Annotated in this window: 18 protein-coding genes; 12 read left to right on the forward strand and 6 right to left on the reverse strand. The window is 56.7% G+C overall.

Annotated elements, in window-relative coordinates; genetic code table 11:
- Positions 1-11: 11 nt before the first annotated feature.
- The 7 genes from ACR0BU_RS05815 to ACR0BU_RS05845 all read left to right on the forward strand — a co-directional run bounded on the left by ACR0BU_RS05815 (position 12) and on the right by ACR0BU_RS05845 (position 9,145).
- Entirely contained in the window at positions 12-686 is a 675-nt protein-coding gene (locus ACR0BU_RS05815) for a MarC family protein (protein ID WP_480735460.1), read from the forward strand.
- 117 nt (positions 687-803) lie between these two features.
- The gene (gene purS / locus ACR0BU_RS05820) at positions 804-1,034 is read left to right on the forward strand and encodes a phosphoribosylformylglycinamidine synthase subunit PurS (RefSeq protein WP_298935669.1); all 231 of its coding nucleotides are present in this window, start codon (positions 804-806) and stop codon (positions 1,032-1,034) included.
- A 4-nt stretch (positions 1,035-1,038) separates the two neighbouring features.
- The gene (locus ACR0BU_RS05825) at positions 1,039-2,082 is read left to right on the forward strand and encodes a zinc-dependent alcohol dehydrogenase family protein (protein ID WP_480735462.1); all 1,044 of its coding nucleotides are present in this window, start codon (positions 1,039-1,041) and stop codon (positions 2,080-2,082) included.
- 11 nt (positions 2,083-2,093) lie between these two features.
- Positions 2,094-2,762: a phosphoribosylformylglycinamidine synthase subunit PurQ gene (gene purQ / locus ACR0BU_RS05830; protein ID WP_480735464.1), complete on the forward strand. Its 669-nt coding sequence runs from the start codon at positions 2,094-2,096 to the stop codon at positions 2,760-2,762.
- A 36-nt stretch (positions 2,763-2,798) separates the two neighbouring features.
- Positions 2,799-4,577 carry a sensor histidine kinase gene (locus ACR0BU_RS05835; protein ID WP_298935663.1) on the forward strand — a complete coding sequence of 593 codons (1,779 nt, stop codon included), beginning with the start codon at positions 2,799-2,801 and terminating at the stop codon, positions 4,575-4,577.
- 12 nt (positions 4,578-4,589) lie between these two features.
- Positions 4,590-5,924, forward strand: a complete 1,335-nt coding sequence (locus tag ACR0BU_RS05840) for a sigma-54-dependent transcriptional regulator (RefSeq protein WP_120635372.1) — start codon at positions 4,590-4,592, stop codon at positions 5,922-5,924.
- Between the two features lie 476 nt (positions 5,925-6,400).
- Positions 6,401-9,145 carry an Rne/Rng family ribonuclease gene (locus ACR0BU_RS05845; protein WP_480735811.1) on the forward strand — a complete coding sequence of 915 codons (2,745 nt, stop codon included), beginning with the start codon at positions 6,401-6,403 and terminating at the stop codon, positions 9,143-9,145.
- A gap of 58 nt (positions 9,146-9,203) precedes the next feature.
- Here the strand turns inward: ACR0BU_RS05845 and ACR0BU_RS05850 are convergent, their stop codons facing one another.
- Positions 9,204-9,437, reverse strand: a complete 234-nt coding sequence (locus ACR0BU_RS05850) for a sulfurtransferase TusA family protein (protein ID WP_298935657.1) — start codon at positions 9,435-9,437, stop codon at positions 9,204-9,206.
- Between the two features lie 105 nt (positions 9,438-9,542).
- Here ACR0BU_RS05850 and ACR0BU_RS05855 point away from each other — a divergent pair, with 105 nt between their 5' ends.
- From ACR0BU_RS05855 to ACR0BU_RS05870, 4 genes are all read left to right on the forward strand, one after another.
- Positions 9,543-10,295 (forward strand): cytochrome c biogenesis CcdA family protein, encoded by a 753-nt coding sequence (locus ACR0BU_RS05855; protein ID WP_298935654.1) that lies wholly within the window; start codon positions 9,543-9,545, stop codon positions 10,293-10,295.
- A gap of 63 nt (positions 10,296-10,358) precedes the next feature.
- Complete coding sequence (locus ACR0BU_RS05860; RefSeq protein WP_480735466.1) at positions 10,359-11,573, forward strand: hypothetical protein; 1,215 nt, start codon at positions 10,359-10,361, stop codon at positions 11,571-11,573.
- Positions 11,570-12,919 (forward strand): cytochrome P450, encoded by a 1,350-nt coding sequence (locus tag ACR0BU_RS05865; RefSeq protein WP_480735467.1) that lies wholly within the window; start codon positions 11,570-11,572, stop codon positions 12,917-12,919. Before ACR0BU_RS05860 ends, ACR0BU_RS05865 begins: the two co-directional genes overlap by 4 nt.
- 73 nt (positions 12,920-12,992) lie before the next feature.
- Positions 12,993-13,874, forward strand: a complete 882-nt coding sequence (locus tag ACR0BU_RS05870; RefSeq protein ID WP_480735469.1) for a fructose bisphosphate aldolase — start codon at positions 12,993-12,995, stop codon at positions 13,872-13,874.
- A 26-nt stretch (positions 13,875-13,900) separates the two neighbouring features.
- Here the strand turns inward: ACR0BU_RS05870 and ACR0BU_RS05875 are convergent, their stop codons facing one another.
- Genes ACR0BU_RS05875 through fumC form a run of 4 tightly spaced genes read right to left on the reverse strand, consistent with a single transcriptional unit; the run spans position 13,901 to position 16,350 of the window.
- Positions 13,901-14,503: a DNA-3-methyladenine glycosylase I gene (locus ACR0BU_RS05875; protein ID WP_480735471.1), complete on the reverse strand. Its 603-nt coding sequence runs from the start codon at positions 14,501-14,503 to the stop codon at positions 13,901-13,903.
- A 58-nt stretch (positions 14,504-14,561) separates the two neighbouring features.
- Positions 14,562-14,783 carry a ribbon-helix-helix domain-containing protein gene (locus tag ACR0BU_RS05880; protein WP_298935644.1) on the reverse strand — a complete coding sequence of 74 codons (222 nt, stop codon included), beginning with the start codon at positions 14,781-14,783 and terminating at the stop codon, positions 14,562-14,564.
- Entirely contained in the window at positions 14,780-14,956 is a 177-nt protein-coding gene (locus ACR0BU_RS05885; RefSeq protein ID WP_300065942.1) for a DUF4169 family protein, read from the reverse strand. Before ACR0BU_RS05885 ends, ACR0BU_RS05880 begins: the two co-directional genes overlap by 4 nt.
- The gene (gene fumC, locus ACR0BU_RS05890; protein ID WP_480735472.1) at positions 14,956-16,350 is read right to left on the reverse strand and encodes a class II fumarate hydratase; all 1,395 of its coding nucleotides are present in this window, start codon (positions 16,348-16,350) and stop codon (positions 14,956-14,958) included. The genes ACR0BU_RS05885 and fumC overlap by 1 nt, the downstream gene beginning before the upstream one ends.
- A 234-nt stretch (positions 16,351-16,584) precedes the next feature.
- Between fumC and ACR0BU_RS05895 the strand changes: the two genes are divergently transcribed.
- A complete protein-coding gene (locus tag ACR0BU_RS05895) occupies positions 16,585-17,121 on the forward strand; it encodes a hypothetical protein (protein ID WP_299075157.1) in 537 nt (178 codons plus the stop codon).
- 29 nt (positions 17,122-17,150) lie between these two features.
- Here ACR0BU_RS05895 and ACR0BU_RS05900 read toward each other — a convergent pair whose 3' ends face one another.
- Positions 17,151-17,609 (reverse strand): SspB family protein, encoded by a 459-nt coding sequence (locus ACR0BU_RS05900; RefSeq protein ID WP_298935636.1) that lies wholly within the window; start codon positions 17,607-17,609, stop codon positions 17,151-17,153.

Below are 17,609 nucleotides of genomic sequence, written 5' to 3' on the forward strand. Positions count from 1 at the left end.
TGACGCAATACATGGCAGAATTCTTTGATCAGGCCGTTTTTCTGAAATTCATGGCCGCTGTTCTTGCGATCTTCAACCCGCTCTACAACATGCCGATTTTCCTGAGTATGACGCGCGGGTGCTCGGCGCCCGAGCGAAGGCGCGTTGCCCTGATTGTCATGACCTCTGTCACGGTTATTGCGTTGACGGCCGTTTTGATCGGAGAAGAAATTCTTGCTGTTTTTGGTATAGATGTTCCGTCGTTTCGCATCGCGGGCGGGATCATTATCTTCGGGATTGGCATGTCGATGCTGAATGCTGAGGATCGCCCTCCCGGAGATCAGGCGGCCGTTGCAGACGGGCATGAACGTAAGTTCAATTTTGCTGTGGTACCTTTGGCCATACCGCTGACGATCGGTCCGGGAACAATCGCTATCACCATTGTCTTTTCACATCAGGCAACGCCCGGTACGGAAATTGTGACATTGGGTTCAGCGGTCGTCATTGCGTGCTCGATTGTCGGTCTGGGATTGTTGTTTGCAGATCAGATTTCGCGGTTCCTTGGCGATACGATGATCAATGTTCTGACCCGTATCATGGCGATCTTGCTGGTGGCCGTTGCTGTCGAAATGGTTCTGACCGGCGTGTTCAACGCAATTGACATGCACTATCCGGGTTTGACGACCGGGCAGGGCGCGCAAGGGTAGCGCTCGGCCACTGCGGCAAACCGCACGGTAAACAGGGTTGTCCAATGGCATCAGGCGCGCTATCCCCCGCGCAACGGAATGGGCCCAAACGCGCGGCCCGCAGGTGGAGTTGCGAATATGAAAGCACGGGTGCATGTGATGCTCAAGAACGGGGTGTTGGACCCGCAGGGCGAAGCGGTGCGGCACGCATTGGGCGCCATGGGCTTTGATCAGGTCGAAGGTGTACGGCAAGGCAAAGTGATCGACCTGGAGCTTACCGAAGGCGCGACCGAGGCAGACGTGACCGAAATGTGCGAAAAGCTTTTGGCCAACACCGTAATCGAACGCTACGAAATCGAACTGGTCTGAAGCAATGCGGGCAGCGCGCCTCACCAGCTTTCGCCAGCCACTTGAGGTAAGCACCGTTCCCGACCCTGAACCTGCCGCACATGGCGTTGTTGTTCGGGTGTTGGCGTGCGGTGTTTGCCGGTCGGACTGGCATGCCTGGTCAGGCTCGGACCCTGATGTAGCGTTACCCATTACACCGGGGCACGAGTATTGCGGTGAGGTTGTTTCCGTCGGAGCACAGGTTGCCCGGTGGCGCGTCGGGGACAGGGTGATTGCCCCCTTCATTCTGGCATGCGGTCAGTGTGGCGATTGTGCGCAGGGTCATCAGACCGTTTGCGCGGATCAGATCGTACCCGGTTTCACCTGCGACGGCGCATTCGCCGAATACATCGCTGTTGCTCATGCCGACGCAAACCTGTCGGTTTTGCCCGAAACCCTTGCCCCGGAAATCGGTGCGGCCTTGGGATGTCGCGTGACGACAGCCTGGCAGGCTTTGGTGGGGCGGGCGCAGTTGCAAGGCGGTGACTGGCTGGCGGTTTTTGGTGGCGGCGGTGTTGGCGTTTCGGCACTTTTACTCGGAAAGGCGTTGGGCGCGCGTGTTGCCGTCGTCGATATCGACGATGACAAGCTGGCCTATGCCAAAACACTTGGTGCGGACGCTGTCCTTAATGCGGCCATGTGCAATGCACCTGAGGCAATAAAAGACCTTACTGGCGGCGGCGCGCATGTGGCAATCGAGGCCCTGGGGGTTGAGACCACCACCGTGTCGGCCCTGCGGTCTTTGCGCAAACTTGGGCGTCTTGTCCAGATCGGCATGCCAACGGGAGAACACGCCCAGATGTCACTGCCGATGGATGTTCTATATTCAGGACAACTGTCCATTTATGGAACACGAGGAATGCCAAGTTGGCGTTACCCATCACTTTTGTCACTGATCTCGGGTGGGGGTGTTGACCTTAGCCCGCTGGTGACACGAAAGATATCACTGAACCAGGTGAGCGATGAGCTTGCCGCTTTTGATACTCCGACACCTCCGGGCGTCGCGGTTGTCACTGATTTTGTTTCTTAGGAGGGTCCGCAATGCGCGCAGCCGTCATCGTATTCCCCGGTTCGAACTGTGACCGGGATCTTGCCGTTGCCTTTGAACAAGCCGGGTTCCAGGTCGATATGGTCTGGCACAAGGACGCGGCATTGCCGGAAGGCATCGACATTGTAGGAGTGCCCGGCGGATTCTCGTATGGCGACTATCTGCGCTGCGGTGCAATTGCGGCACAATCACCGATTTGCAAGGCTGTGGTCGATCATACCGAGCGTGGTGGATACGCGGTTGGGGTCTGCAACGGGTTTCAGATATTGACCGAAACCGGGATTCTGCCTGGCGCGCTACTGCGCAATGCGGGTCTGAAATACATCTGCAAGACCGTTGGTCTGAAAGTTGAAACCAGCAACTCGGCCTTTACCGAAGGCTACAATGCCGGCGACGTGATCGGTATTCCCATCGCTCATCACGATGGAAACTATTTCGCCGATGACACAGCATTGTCCGCGCTGAAGGATCAAGACCGGATCGCGTTCACCTATACCGAGAATCCGAACGGCTCGGCTGGGGATATCGCAGGCATTTTATCGGAAAACCGTCGTGTTCTCGGGATGATGCCCCATCCCGAGCGCGCGGCAGATGAAGGCCATGGCGGGACCGACGGGGTGGCGCTGTTCCGCGCATTGTCAGGTGTTCTCGCACCGGCGTGACTTGAGATCGGACTGATGCAAGCGTAACTTCTGGGGATGAGTACCGAAGTTAGCTCTGGCTGGTCCAAACTGAAAAACCCGTTCCGGGGTGCTCCACTAGGGTGGCGGTTGCGCGTTGCGATCATTCTTCTTTTGGTGGCCACTGTTTCGACCGTTTGGATCACCAACCGGCTGCTTACGGATCGGTTCACTGAATCTACGCGAAACCGGGCTGAGCTGCGCCTGGCGCTGTATTCCGGCAACCTGCTGAGCGAATTGCGCCGTAACGCGATTGTACCGCAATTGCTGGCGCGCGATCCAACGCTGATCTCGGCGCTGCGGTCCAGCGATTATACGTTATCGACACAGCGCCTGATTTCTTTTGTCGAAGAAATTGGCGCTGCCTCGCTGATGCTTCTGGACGGGGATGGGCGGTCTGTTGCTGCCACCGACAGGAACCGGCTGGGCGAGGCACATCGGAATTCTGCCTATTTTGTGGATGCCATCAGATCAAATTCGACCATCTTTACCGTCATACCAAAGGAATCCGGCGGCTACAGCTTTGTATATTCACGACGCATTCAGGCCGGATCGGAGATTCTGGGCGTTATCGTCGTAGAGGTCGATCTGCAGAAGTTCGAACGCGCCTGGGCGGGAATTTCAGATGCCGTAATGGTGACCGACAGCACCGGCAACATCATTCTGTCGACCGAACCACAATGGCGTGGGGTGGATGAAAACGCTGCCATGCTGCGCCAACCGCCACAAAACGCGATCCAACGCGCCATTCGGGCCACCACCGATTGGACGGCTCTGCCGCCGGATGCCTATCTTCAGGGTGAGGCAGTGATGCGGATGAAAACGCGGATTCCGTTCCGCGGCTGGCAGATGACGTCGTTCACTACCTATGCGTCGATCCGGGAAAAGGTGAACAGCGTGCTGGCGCTGGAAATCATGGGATTTGCGATTCTTCTGGCGCTGACCTTCTATGCACTCAGCCGCCGCGCGACGCTTCGGATGGCGCTGTTCCAGCGCGAGTCGGCAGAGCTTCGCGCATTGAACGCAAGGCTGCAGCGGGAAATTGCTGAGCGGGAACGGGTTGAAAAGACGTTGGATCTGGCGGAACAGACCCTCGCGCAAAGCTCGAAACTTGCGGCGTTGGGTGAAATGTCCGCGGCCGTCAGCCACGAGCTGAATCAACCGCTGGCTGCAATGAAAACCTATCTTGCTGGCGCGCGTCTGCTACTGCGTCGAAACCGTCCCGAAGAGGCGCTCGCCAGCTTTGGTCGCATTGATGGGCTGATCGAGCGTATGGGCGCGATCACACGACAGCTGAAATCATACGCGCGCAAGGGTGCAGATGCGTTTTCACCAGTAAACCTTGGGGAGGCGCTGGCCTCTTCCCTGTCAATGATGGAGCCGCAGCTGCGCCAACGGGAGGTCAAGATCACACAGATCCTGCCCGAGGACTCGGTTGTCGTGATGGGCGACCGCATGCGGATCGAACAGGTGATGGTGAACCTCTTGCGAAACGCGCTGGACGCCACCAAGTCAGTACCCGAGCCAGATCTGGAAATCATTCTGGCGGCGGGCGAAATGGCGGTGCTGACAGTGCGCGACAATGGTCACGGGATCGAAAACATCGAGAACCTGTTCGAACCCTTCTACACCACCAAACAGCCCGGCGATGGGGTCGGGCTGGGGCTTGCCATCTCGTCCGGGATCGTGAACGACCATGGCGGACGGCTGACAGCTCGGAACGGCCAATCAGGTGGCGCGGTGTTCGAGATGCAACTGCCGATACTAGGAAGCGACGGCCTTGAGGCCGCTGAATAACGGGGAAGACATATGGCACAAGCCATGAAAATCGCCATCGTAGACGACGAACAGGACATGCGGCAGTCGATCAGCCAATGGCTGGCGCTGTCAGGCTATGACACTGAAACCTTTGGCAGTGCAGAAGATGCACTCAAGGTTTTGGGGCCGGACTACCCGGGCATTGTAATTTCAGACATCAAGATGCCGGGAATGGATGGCATCCAACTGCTGAAAAAGCTGATGGGCGCCGACAGTACACTGCCGGTCATTATGATCACCGGTCACGGCGATGTGCCCATGGCGGTCGAGGCGATGCGGGTCGGAGCGTTTGATTTTCTCGAAAAACCGTTCAACCCGGACCGCATGTCGGAATTGGCGAAGCGCGCCAGCAACGCCAGACGGCTGACCCTGGACAACCGGGCACTGCGGCGCGAGCTGTCCGGCGGCACTCAGATCATGAACAAATTGATCGGTGCCAGCCCGGTTATGGAAAGGTTGCGCGAGGACATTCTGGATCTGGGGCAGGCCGATGGTCACGTTCTGATCGACGGAGAGACCGGGACAGGCAAAACTCTGGTCGCCCATGCCTTGCATGCCGTTGGCAGCAGAGCGGGCAAGAAATTCGTGTTAGTGTCCTGTGCGGCCTTGGAAGAAGAGGCGCTATCAAAGCGTCTGTTTGGCCCAATGATGCCTGAAGATGCCCAACTGCCAGCCATCGAAGAGGCCCGCGGGGGTACATTGGTGCTGGAGGATGTTGAGGCCCTAAGCGATACACTTCAGGCCAAGCTGTTGAGTGTTATGAACGATCAGGGCACCCCGGCGGAAACCCGGATCGTCGCAATTTCAAACCTTCAGGAAGCGGGAAAAACCAGCGAGGATGTTCTGCGCCCTGATCTGTTCTACCGACTGGCGGCCCTGCGCATCACGATGCCGCCGCTGCGCCAGCGCGGCGAAGACATTCTGACGCTGTTTACGCGTCTGAGCGAGCAATTTGCCGAGGAATATGGCTGTGATGCCCCACAGGTCAGCGCTCAGGAAGCAGCGCAACTGTTGCAGGCGCCGTGGCCCGGCAATGTGCGTCAGCTTATCAACATCGCGGAACGCGCCGTGCTGCAATCGCGGCGTGGTTCGGGTACGATTGCATCCTTGCTGATGTCTGATCACGAAGAAATGCAGCCGGTGATGACAACCGAAGGCAAGCCGCTGAAGGAATATGTCGAAGCGTTCGAGCGGATGCTTATCGACAACACAATGCGCCGCCACAAAGGCTCGATCGCGTCCGTGATGGATGAATTGTGCCTGCCGCGTCGGACGTTGAACGAAAAGATGGCCAAGTACAGCCTGCAGCGGTCGGACTATCTCTAACGGGCAAGTGCCACCTTAACAGCTGCAACATTTGGAACGCCGGCGGTCTTAACTGATTGCCGGCGATGCAGTTTGCCCATTGTGTTTTCCACAGGACTGCTTTTAATGTGTGCGGACGGGCCTGATCCTTTTTTGCGTCTTTAAGTCCCGAATCAATGAGTTTCGCTGCTTTGCCACAAGTGATGATCGATCTTTCACCGCAAAGCAGACCGATTGTGCCCCGCATGGGGCAGTGGAGTGCCTGAGCCCGACGCGTCGGGCGAAAGGAATAAATGGGCAGGAGGCGGCTTGTATCGCGCCTGTCGGAGAAGAACCGCGATGACGCGCGCGCAACGATTGAGAGAACGGGCAGGGGGCCAGAGCGCCAGACCCTGCCGCGCGCCGTCCGATATCGCCCTGACAAGACACCACCCCAAAAGCGCCTGTCCGCCCGGACGGGTCAGGACAACGCGTTTGGCGCGGTGCACCAAGGACACATGGCTAAGAAAATGCTTATCGATGCCACCCACGCAGAGGAAACTCGCGTTGTGGTGGTCGACGGAAACAAGGTCGAGGAATTTGATTTTGAATCCGAAAACAAACGCCAGCTTGCTGGCAACATCTATCTCGCAAAAGTAACCAGGGTCGAGCCGTCACTGCAGGCGGCCTTTGTGGACTATGGCGGCAATCGCCACGGGTTCCTCGCGTTTTCCGAGATCCATCCGGATTACTACCAAATCCCGGTCGCCGACCGCGAGGCGCTGATGGAAGAAGAACGCGCTTATGCCGAGGCCATGAAGGCTCGGGATGAGGCGGAAGAGGCCAAGCCCAAAAGACGCCGTTCGCGGTCCCGGACTAAAGCGGCGGATGTGAAATCTGACGATGCTGTCGAGTCAATCGAAGTGTCTTCGGAACCATCTGGCATGGAAACCATCGATCTGGAAGATGGCGAGAACACCGACGAGACGGTTGAAATGGACGTGCCCGAAGGCACCTCACCGGTGGAGCTGGTCGCGGATACACCTGTTGAAGAACCGGTCGATGAAGCAGAGGCTGAAAAATCTGACGACACACCGTCAGATGAGATTGCAGCAGCCCCTGAGGCAGATGCGACTGAGGGTGGCGACGGTGCGAAAGCTGCTGAAGCGGATGCGACAGACGCCACTTCGGAAGAAGTAGAACAGACTTCGGATACAAACGGCAAAAAAGCCGACGCAGAGGATGCTGACGAGGGCGACGCGCGCTCGGACGCGACCAGCAAGGACGATTCCATCGAATCCGTTGCCGATGAAGACGACAGCGAAGATATCCGTCCGCCGCGCAAGCCGCGCCCGCGCCGGTATAAAATCCAGGAAGTCGTCAAAGTCCGTCAGGTGCTGTTGGTTCAAGTGGTCAAGGAAGAGCGCGGCAATAAAGGCGCAGCGCTGACCACCTACCTGTCGCTGGCCGGTCGCTATTGTGTGCTGATGCCAAACACGGCACGTGGCGGCGGTATAAGCCGCAAGATCACCAACGCACCGGACCGCAAGAAACTCAAGGAAATCGCCTCGGAAATTGATGTACCGACGGGTGCGGGTTTGATTATTCGCACGGCTGGCGCGAAGCGGACCAAATCCGAAATCAAGCGCGACTACGAATATCTGCAGCGTTTGTGGGAACAAATCCGTGAACTGACCCTGCAGTCCATTGCGCCTGCAAAGATCTATGAGGAAGGCGACCTGATCAAACGGTCGATCCGGGATCTGTACAACCGCGATATAGACGAAGTTCTGGTCGAAGGCGAAGGCGGGTACCGCATTGCCAAGGACTTCATGAAGATGATCATGCCGTCCCACGCCAAGAACGTGAAACGGTACGAGGACGCGCTGCCCTTGTTCGCGCGCTACCAGGTGGAAAGCTATTTGGCGGGCATGTTCAACCCGACCGTACAGCTGAAATCCGGTGGGTATATCGTGATCGGCGTGACCGAAGCGCTGGTGGCCATCGATGTGAACTCGGGCCGGGCGACCAAAGAAGGTTCAATCGAAGAAACGGCGCTTAAAACCAACATTGAGGCGGCTGAGGAAGTGGCGCGCCAATTGCGGCTGCGTGACTTGGCGGGTCTGATCGTCATCGACTTTATCGATATGGACGAGCGCAAGAACAACTCGGCCGTCGAAAAGCGCATGAAGGACAAGCTGAAGACCGACCGCGCGCGCATCCAGATGGGCCGTATCTCGGGCTTTGGTCTTATGGAGATGAGCCGTCAGCGTCTGCGTCCCGGTATGTTGGAAGCGACAACTCAGCCATGCCCAGCGTGTCATGGGACAGGTCTGATCCGGTCCGACGACAACATGGCGCTGTCGATCTTGCGCCAGATCGAAGAAGAAGGCACCCGTCGTCGTTCGCGCGAGGTTTTGGTGCGCTGCCCGGTCAGCATCGCCAACTTCCTGATGAATCAGAAACGCGAACATATCGCTCAGATCGAATCCCGTTACGGCCTGTCTGTGCGTGTTGAGGGCGATCTGCATCTGGTGAGCCCGGATTTCTCGATGGAGAAGTTCAAGACGGCGAGCCGGATCGTACCCGAGGCAACGGCACCTGTCGTCTCGGTGGATGCATCACTGATGGATCTGGTGGATTCATCCGACGAGGAAGAGGCCGAAGTCGCTGACGAGGCCGTTCAGGCCGAAGACGAAGCAAAGCCCAAGCGCAAGCGCCGTCGTCGCCGTCGGAAAAAGAACGGCGGAGGAGCAGACGCTCAGGACGCTGGATCCGAAACCGGCGATGCGCCGGCTGAAGACGGCGAAACCGCGGCTGAACCCGCAGAGGCAGCCGAGACGGATGCTCCCGCGGAACCGCAGAGTGAAGACGAGGCCCCAGCCAAGCCGAAAAAACGCCGAGCGCCGCGTCGCAAGAAAAAAGAGGTCGAGCCCGTTGCGGCTGACGCTGTGACCGAGGCGGACGCCACGGCCACGCAAGAGGTCGCGCCAGAGCAGGCCTCTGAACCCGTACAACAGCCTTTGGATGAGCAGCCTGCGCCTGAACCGGAAACAGCGGCCGAGCCTGCGGAAGAGGCGCCATTGGTTGCTGAAGCAACGCCCGAACCTGTCGAAGTTGCGGACGTGGCTGAGGTTTCGAACGAGGAAAGTGTAGAAGAAACACCTGCCGAGCCCGTGCTTGCAACGACCGCTCCCGAACCCGAAAAACCCAGCGAACCCGCCAAGCCTAAACGGCGAGGCTGGTGGTCCTTGGGCCAGTAGTCAAACAAAAAGGCGGGCCAGCGTGTCCGCCTTTTCTTTTGCACGCCCCTGTAACCGGTCAGCCTGATTTTTGAATGAGATAGATCTGATGCCCGTCGGCATCTTCCTGAGACACCAGATGATGACCGCTTTCGACGCAAAAATGCGGGACATCGACGATCGCGGCAGGATCGTCAGCCAATACGCGTAAAACAGCCCCAGCAGGCATGGATTTCAGGCGTTTGCGAGCCTTCAGGACGGGCAGTGGGCACAGCAGGCCAAGGGCGTCCAGCGTTTCGGTCGGGTTTGACATGGGGATCAGATATTTCCACTTTGCCATGGTGTCCAGCGTGCAACCACGATGATGTGACCGATTGGCCCCGTGACGGCGACGCATCGATACCATATGTGCTGATCTATGTTCGGAATAGAAATCATCGATGCGGGTCTTCTTCCTGCCATGTTCGTCGCCTTGATTGGCGGGCTCATCAGCTTTTTGTCGCCTTGCGTGCTGCCCATTGTGCCGCCCTATCTGGCCTATATGAGCGGTGTGACGATCAACGAAATGCAGGATGAAGCCCGCGCGCGTCGCAAGGCAACCTTGTCAGCGCTGTTCTTTGTTCTGGGTCTGTCCACAGTCTTTTTGTTGTTGGGCTTTACGGCGTCGGCTTTCGGGGCATTTGTGCTGCAAAACCAGGTGCTGTTTGCCAAGATATCGGGCGCCGTGGTGATTGTCTTTGGCCTGCATTTTCTGAATGTCTTCCGAATTCCGCTGTTGGACCGGGAAGCCCGTGTTGAGACCGGCGATTCCGGTGGATCTGTGTTTGGCGCATATATTCTGGGGCTTGCCTTTGCCTTTGGCTGGACGCCGTGTATCGGCCCGCAATTGGGCGCGATCCTCTCCTTGGCCGCATCCGAGGCGTCAGTCGCGCGGGGCACACTGTTACTTGGTGTCTACGCTGCAGGGCTGGGGATTCCGTTCCTGCTAGCGGCGATGTTCTTGAACCGTTCGATGACCGTCATGAACCGGATCAAACCCTATATGGGCACGATCGAAAAGGTGATGGGTGCGCTGTTGCTGTTTGTGGGCATCATGCTGGTCACGGGGCTGTTCACCGAGTTCAGCTGGTGGCTGCTAGAAACCTTCCCCGCGCTGGCAGTTCTGGGTTAAATCGCGAAGCCACCTTACCTTGGCCGCAATGCTGCGCTAACCTGTGCGGTAGAAGGTAAGGCCATGAGCAGTCAGACAAATCCCCCTCAGGTGCATAGGCGCCGGGTGTTCTATATACCCGGATATGACCCGATGCCTCCGCGGCGATATCGCGAGTTGTATCGAACCGAGTCAGGCCTGCAGGCGGCAATTTCCGGCTACGATATTTCGATTTCGCCAAAGTCCGGCGACGGTCCTTTCGGTTGGCGGGTGGTGTCCTTTCAGGACGGGATGCAGGTCCAAACGGATGTCGACGTCCTGGCCTGGTCCGATATCGTTCAGGACAGTATGTCTGGATCGATTCCCGCGACCTACCTGCAATTGGCGCATACTGCGTGGATCTACCTGTCGACCGGTGCGTTGGGGCGGTTAGTGCGTTTGCGCAAGGGGCCCGTGATCGCGGCGCTGTATCCCGTGGGGATGTTGTTGACGCAACTTTTGGCTGCGCTTTTGGTGGCTTGGGGCATCACAGCTTTGTTGTGGTCCTTGGTCGGATGGTTGGCCTTCGTGCCTGCGCTTGCTGCGGCCCATGGATTGTTACGGTGGTTCCGAAAGATCGATAACCGCCTGTTTGCCTATTATCTGATGCATGACTACGCCTATTCGGCCCAGTCGAAAGGCGAAACCTCGGCAGAGTTGCAGAAGCGTCTGGATAGCTTCGCTGGTTTGGTGCAACAGGCACTGCAAACAGAGGTGGACGAAGTGCTGATTGTGGGGCACAGCTCGGGCGCACATCTGGGTGTGTCGGTCTTGTCTGACCTGATCCGCGACCACCGTGTGCCGGAGAACGGTCCGGTTCTGTCCTTCCTGACCCTGGGGCAGGTGGTGCCCATGGTCTCGTTCCTGCCCAAGGCGCACCGCTTGCGGGCAGATCTTCAGTTTCTCTCAAACAGCGATAACCTAACCTGGGTCGATGTTTCTGCACCAGGTGATGGTTGCGCTTTTGCGTTATGCGATCCGGTGTCCGTCAGCGGCGTGGCCGGGCCGTGCAAAAAATGGCCACTGGTCCTGTCAGCGGCTTTCACCAAAACCCTTTCACTCGAGCGCTGGAATGCGTTGCGTTGGCGGTTTTTCAGGCTTCATTTCCAGTATCTCTGCGCCTTCGACCAGCCCGGCACATATGATTACTTTCGTATCACAGCTGGCCCGCAAACACTGGGCGAACGTTTCAAAGGGCGCACACCGTCCAAGTCACGCATCGAGGCGTCCGTTTCGAAATACACCTCGGTGGACGCATGAACCCACCCAAACCGCAGCCACGCCCCGATAAGGTCTCGCTCTGGCGGTATCTGAGGCTGTTCAGGCAGGATCTACTGTCAGCGCAGCCCCAACGCCTGTATCGTGCCTGGATGGCTGAATTCCGCACGCCGTTCTTCCGATCTTACATGGTCAACCAACCGGACCTAATTGAAACCGTTCTGAAAAAGCGCCCGGACGACTTTCCCAAATCTGGCCGGATCAGCGAAGGTTTGCGCCCGTTGTTGGGCGACTCCGTATTTTTGACCAATGGTGCGGTATGGAAACGCCAGCGCAGGATCATTGATCCTGCTTTTGAGGGTGGACGCCTCAAAGACACGTTCCCGGCCATGCTTTCAGCCGCTGAGTCCTGTGTCGAACGTTTGCGTCCGCATGTTGGAACGCAGATCGAATGCGAGGGGATCACCAGCCATGTGGCCGCAGATGTGATATTTCGCACTTTGTTTTCGGTTCCGATCGAACATCAGGTCGCGGCGCAAGTTTTCGAGAAGTTTCGGGCCTATCAACGCGAACAGCCTCTGCTGAATCTTGCGGCGTTTGTGCCGGTGCCACGGTGGTTGCCTCGGTTTCATTCACGCAAAACGCGTAGAAATGCACAAGAAATTCGAAAGCTGATCGCAAAGCTCACCTCAAAACGTGCCGATGCAATTGCGGATGGAACTGCACCGGATGATCTAGCGACCAAGATCATGACGACACCTGATCCAATGACAGGTCAGTGCTTTGAAACCCATGAGATGATTGATCAGGTTGCTATATTCTTTTTGGCCGGGCATGAAACCAGCGCGTCGGCCCTTGCCTGGACGCTGTATCTGATGGCGCTGTATCCTGACTGGCAGAACAAGGTCGCAGCCGAGGCGCAGGCGCTGGACGATCCCACATTCGCGACCATGTCCAAGCTAAAAATCAGCCGCGATGTGTTTCGTGAGGCGCTGAGACTTTACCCACCGGTTCCGATGATGGTGCGTGAGGCCGGGTGCCCGGAAAAGTTCCGAAACCGGGACGTGCCAAAGGGATCGCAGATTGTCATCAGCCCGTGGCATCTGCACCGGCAAGAGCGGCTGTGGGACAACCCGGATGGCTTTGATCCGTCCCGCTGGGCCACCGAGAATGGCAAGACCTGCCAACGAGAGGCTTACATCCCGTTTTCTACTGGTCCCCGCGTCTGTACTGGCGCCGGATTTGCCATGGTCGAAGGGCCGTTGATCCTGTCGATGCTACTGCGCCATTTCAAATTCGAAACAATCAGCGGTAAAACGCCGGTTCCGGTCGCTCATTTGACGGTTCGCTCCAAGGATGGAATTTGGTTGCGGCTGGTTGAGCGCTAACAATCTACCATCGTTGATCCACGTGCTGTATGCGGGTGAGGAAATCGGAATCAGTATTGAACGGGAAAGCATTATGTCCAAAGCAGAACAGCGCGCGCAGATGTCCAACGGAGCAGGTTTTATCGCAGCACTGGATCAAAGCGGCGGATCGACACCCAAAGCGCTGGCGCTCTATGGGGTAGAAGCGTCCGACTATAGCTCGGACGAAGAAATGTTCGGCGAAATCCAAAAGATGCGGGCAAGGATCATTCTGGCGGATGATTTCACCAAGGACAAAGTCATCGGGGCAATCCTGTTCGAACGCACATTGGGCGAGGAGATCGATGGCCGCAAAGTGGCTGACTATCTTTGGTCGGTGAAAGGCATCGTTCCGTTCCTGAAAATCGACAAAGGTCTGGAAGAAAAGGCCAATGGTGTTCAAGTGATGAAACCGATCCCGGGGTTGGCCGAGACCTTGGCCAAAGCAGACGGCGTTTTTGGCACCAAGGAACGGTCTGTCATCCACGAAGCCAATGCCGAAGGCATCGCCGCCGTCGTGTCACAGCAGTTCGATGTTGGGCGTGAGGTGGTCAAGGCGGGCATGATTCCAATCATCGAGCCCGAAGTGAACATTCATTCAGAAACAAAGGCCGCGGCAGAAGACATTCTGAAGGTGGAACTTCTGAGGAACCTCGATCAGTTGAATGACAATCAGGATGTCATGTTGAAACTGACGATCCCCAATCAGGCGAACCTGTATGACGAGGTCGCCGATCACCCGCGCGTGCTGCGCGTTGTGGCCCTTTCTGGGGGATATTCGACGGAACAGGCCTGTGATCTTTTGGGTCAGAACGGCAAGATGATTGCATCCTTCTCGCGTGCGTTGACCGAAGGCTTGGCTAAACAGCAATCCGATGCGGAATTCAACGCGGCGCTGGGTGGAAACATTAATAAGATCTTTAGCGCGTCCGCGTGATCTTTGGCGCCCTTCGGGGCGCCTGTTTACTCCGGTTTGATGAATTCGCGGCGCAGTTTTGATGCCTTTTCGCGCATGACACAGCCCGTGCCGTGATCATTGACCAACCCCATCGCCTGCATGAAGGCGAATACGGTGGTGGGGCCAACAAACTTCCAACCACGTTTCTTCAGGTCTTTCGACATCGCCACGGATTCTGGCGAGGTTGATGTGGTTTGTGGGTCTGGTGGTGTTTTGGATTCGTATTGCCAGACATAAGCCGCCAAAGATCCATCCGATACGATCAGCTCCTGCGCGCGGCGGGCATTGTTGATCGCAGCTTCGATCTTGCCGCGATGACGTATGATACCTTTGTCTTGCAGCAGGCGTTCGACATCCGCATCAGAAAACGTGGCCATTTTGTTGAAATCAAAGCCATAAAACGCGCTTCGAAAATTCTCGCGTTTGGACAGGATCGTGCGCCAGCTGAGGCCGGACTGAAAACTCTCAAGGCACAGCTTTTCGAACAGCCGCTGATCATCGGCCACCGGATAACCCCACTCGTTGTCATGGTATTCGAAGAATTCTGGCGCAGATTGACACCATGCGCAGCGGGGTTGCCCATCCGGGCCAACTATAGTCTCGCTCATAAATGTACCCTTTTTGTTCTCATTATCCTAAACTCAGGATCTGGACCAATGCAAGGGGTCATTGCCGTTCGCTATACCAGTTTAGGATGAACACACGAATGGCCGACGCCAGACCGGTTTCTGGATCGCGCGCCACATCAATTTCCGCAGCCAACACATTGATTGGAATATTTTTCTGCTTGGCGATATTCCGAAATGCCTGCCAGAATTCATCCTCTAGCGAGACCGAGGTCCGGTGACCTTTGAGTGTCAGAGAACGTTTGATCGGACGACCGCTCATTCTTCCAACTCGTGATTATCCAGGTCGCGGCGTGTCTTGCCGTCTCGCTGCTTCACTGCGTCTTTCTCGGCCTGTGATTGGCCGAATTTCACAGCGTTTTCGTCTGCACGGGCCTTTTTCTCGGCCCGTGCCTTTTCTTTTCGATACCGGTTCAAGTTGACCGGCTTGCCCATCAGTCTTTCGGACCGATCATCTGTTCAGGACGGACAACCGCATCAAAAGTTGCCTCATCGACAAAACCCAGCGCGATGGCCTCTTCCTTCAGGGTCGTGCCGTTCTTATGCGCGGTTTTGGCTACGGTGGTGGCGTTGTCGTAGCCGATGGTTGGGGCTAGCGCTGTGACCAGCATCAGCGATTCCTTCATCAGCTTTTCGATGCGCGGCTCATTGGCCTGAATGCCCAGCAACATCCGTTCGGTAAAGCTGTCAGCCGCGTCACCCAGCAGCTGGATGGACTGCAACAGGTTGTAAGACATCATCGGGTTATAGACATTGAGCTCGAAATGCCCCTGGCTGCCGGCAAACTTAATGGCGGCGTCATTGCCCATCACGTGGGCCGCAACCTGAGTCAGCGCTTCGGCCTGCGTCGGGTTTACCTTCCCGGGCATTATGGACGAGCCGGGCTCGTTTTCGGGCAGAACCAACTCACCCAGACCCGAACGTGGGCCCGAACCCAGGAAGCGGATGTCATTGGCGATCTTGTAGCAGCTGCCTGCAATCGTGGCCAAAGCGCCTGAAAGGAAGACCATCGCATCATGGGCGGCCAGTGCTTCGAACTTGTTCGGCGCGGTGACGAAGGGCAGGCCGGTGATGTCGGCCATGTGGCCTGCGACAGACTCGCTCCATCCTTTTTGCGTGTTCAGGCCGGTGCCCACCGCGGTGCCGCCCTGGGCCAGCTCATACATTCCCGGCATGGCGGCCTGAACCCGGGCGATGCCCTGACGGATCTGATGAGCGTATCCGCCAAATTCCTGCCCCAGTGTCAGCGGCGTTGCATCTTGTGTATGCGTACGACCGATCTTGATGATGTCTTTGAACTCGTCTGCCTTCTGCTCCAACCCAGACGCAAGTTTTTCAAGGCCGGGCAGCAGCACATCACGCACGCTCATCGCTGTGGCGATATGCATGGCGGTGGGGAAAGTGTCGTTCGACGATTGGCCCATATTGCAGTGATCATTAGGGTGAACCGGGTCTTTTGAGCCGATCACGCCGCCGAGAATCTCGATCGCACGATTGGCGATTACTTCGTTCGAGTTCATGTTCGATTGGGTGCCCGACCCGGTTTGCCACACGACCAGAGGGAAGTTGTCGTCAAACTTGCCCTCAATCACCTCACCTGCGGCGGCAATAACCGCATCTGCGATTGTAGCGTCCAGGTGGCCTGTTGCCTTATTCTGCATGGCACAGGCTTTCTTGATTACGCCCAGCGCACGCACGATGGCGACCGGTTGTTTTTCCCAACCGATCGGGAAGTTCATGATCGAACGCTGTGTCTGCGCGCCCCAGTATTTGTCGGCGGGAACCTCCAGCGGGCCAAAGCTGTCGGATTCGGTGCGGGTTTGAGACATCGGTCACTCCGTCTGGTATGCAATCGTATGCCGTTTAGCCCCAGTAAATCTGCGATGCAATCGGCAAGTTGCGCGCACCATAAACACAGGGACGTCAAAGGTATAGGCACGTGGGTGCGTCATTTTTATTGTCCCAGCTTCAGAATGCGCCATTGTTAACCGTACCCGCTTGGCTACAATGTCAGGACAGCCGATTTGGAGAACTAAATGCTCGTATCTCAACGGATTTCACCCATGAAAGTTGCCACATTTACTGCTGGACTTCTGCTTTGGGTCGTCGTGCTGGGCAGTACCGTGCGGGCCGCTGAAATCACCCCCTTTATCGGCAGCTATATCGGCTCGGCTGATGTTGTTGATGTTGATGGAACCGCCACGCCCCGGGATATGAGCGTATCCATTCATGAAACTGCAAAAGGATTCAACGTCAGTTGGAAAACAACGACGTATAAGTTGGATGGCAGGGTGAAAGAGCAAAAGTTCTCGGTTGATTTTCAGCAATCTGATCGCCCCGACGTGTTCTCGGCGGCCATGAAAAGAAACGTGTTTGGGCACGAGGTCCCGCTTGACCCGATCAAAGGCGAGCCATTTGTCTGGGGTAGGATTGATGGGCAAACACTGACTGTGTTTTCGTTGTTTATCAACGAGCAGGGCGGCTACGAGTTGCAACAATTCGACCGCACCCTAACGGATGGCGGTCTGAACCTTGCCTTTACGCGTTTTATCAACGGCGAAAAGTCTCGATCCGTCGAAACCTTCCTGATGAAACAATAAGCCCCGCGTTGCGCAGGGCTTAGTTGGTCTTACTTTCGGAAGCTGTCCAGTGACACCACGTCTGCGTCGTGATGCTCGTCCTCTTCCTCAACCTCAATCATTTCCTCGACAACGGGGTCTTCGTCGGCTTCGTCTTCAGGGCTTTCAAATCGCAGGCCGAATTCTACGGACGGGTCCACGAAGGTCTTTATTGCCTCATACGGGATATACAGAGGTTCTGGCTTGTCTCCGAAGTTCAGCGTGATCGCAAAGCCGTCATCTCCAACGTCAAGGTTGTCGAACCAATGCTGGACAACAATTGTCATCTCTTCTGGATATCGCTCGCGCAGCCAGTCTGCGATATCCACGCCTTCTTCTCGCGTGTCGAAAGTGATGAAGAAATGATGAGACCCGGGCAAGCCGGTCTCAGAAACCCCGGTCAGAACAGTCTTGATCAACCCGCGCATGGCGGTGTGCATCAGGTTTCCATAGTCGATGTCTTGCGACAT

Source organism: Ruegeria sp. CK2, from assembly GCF_056536585.1.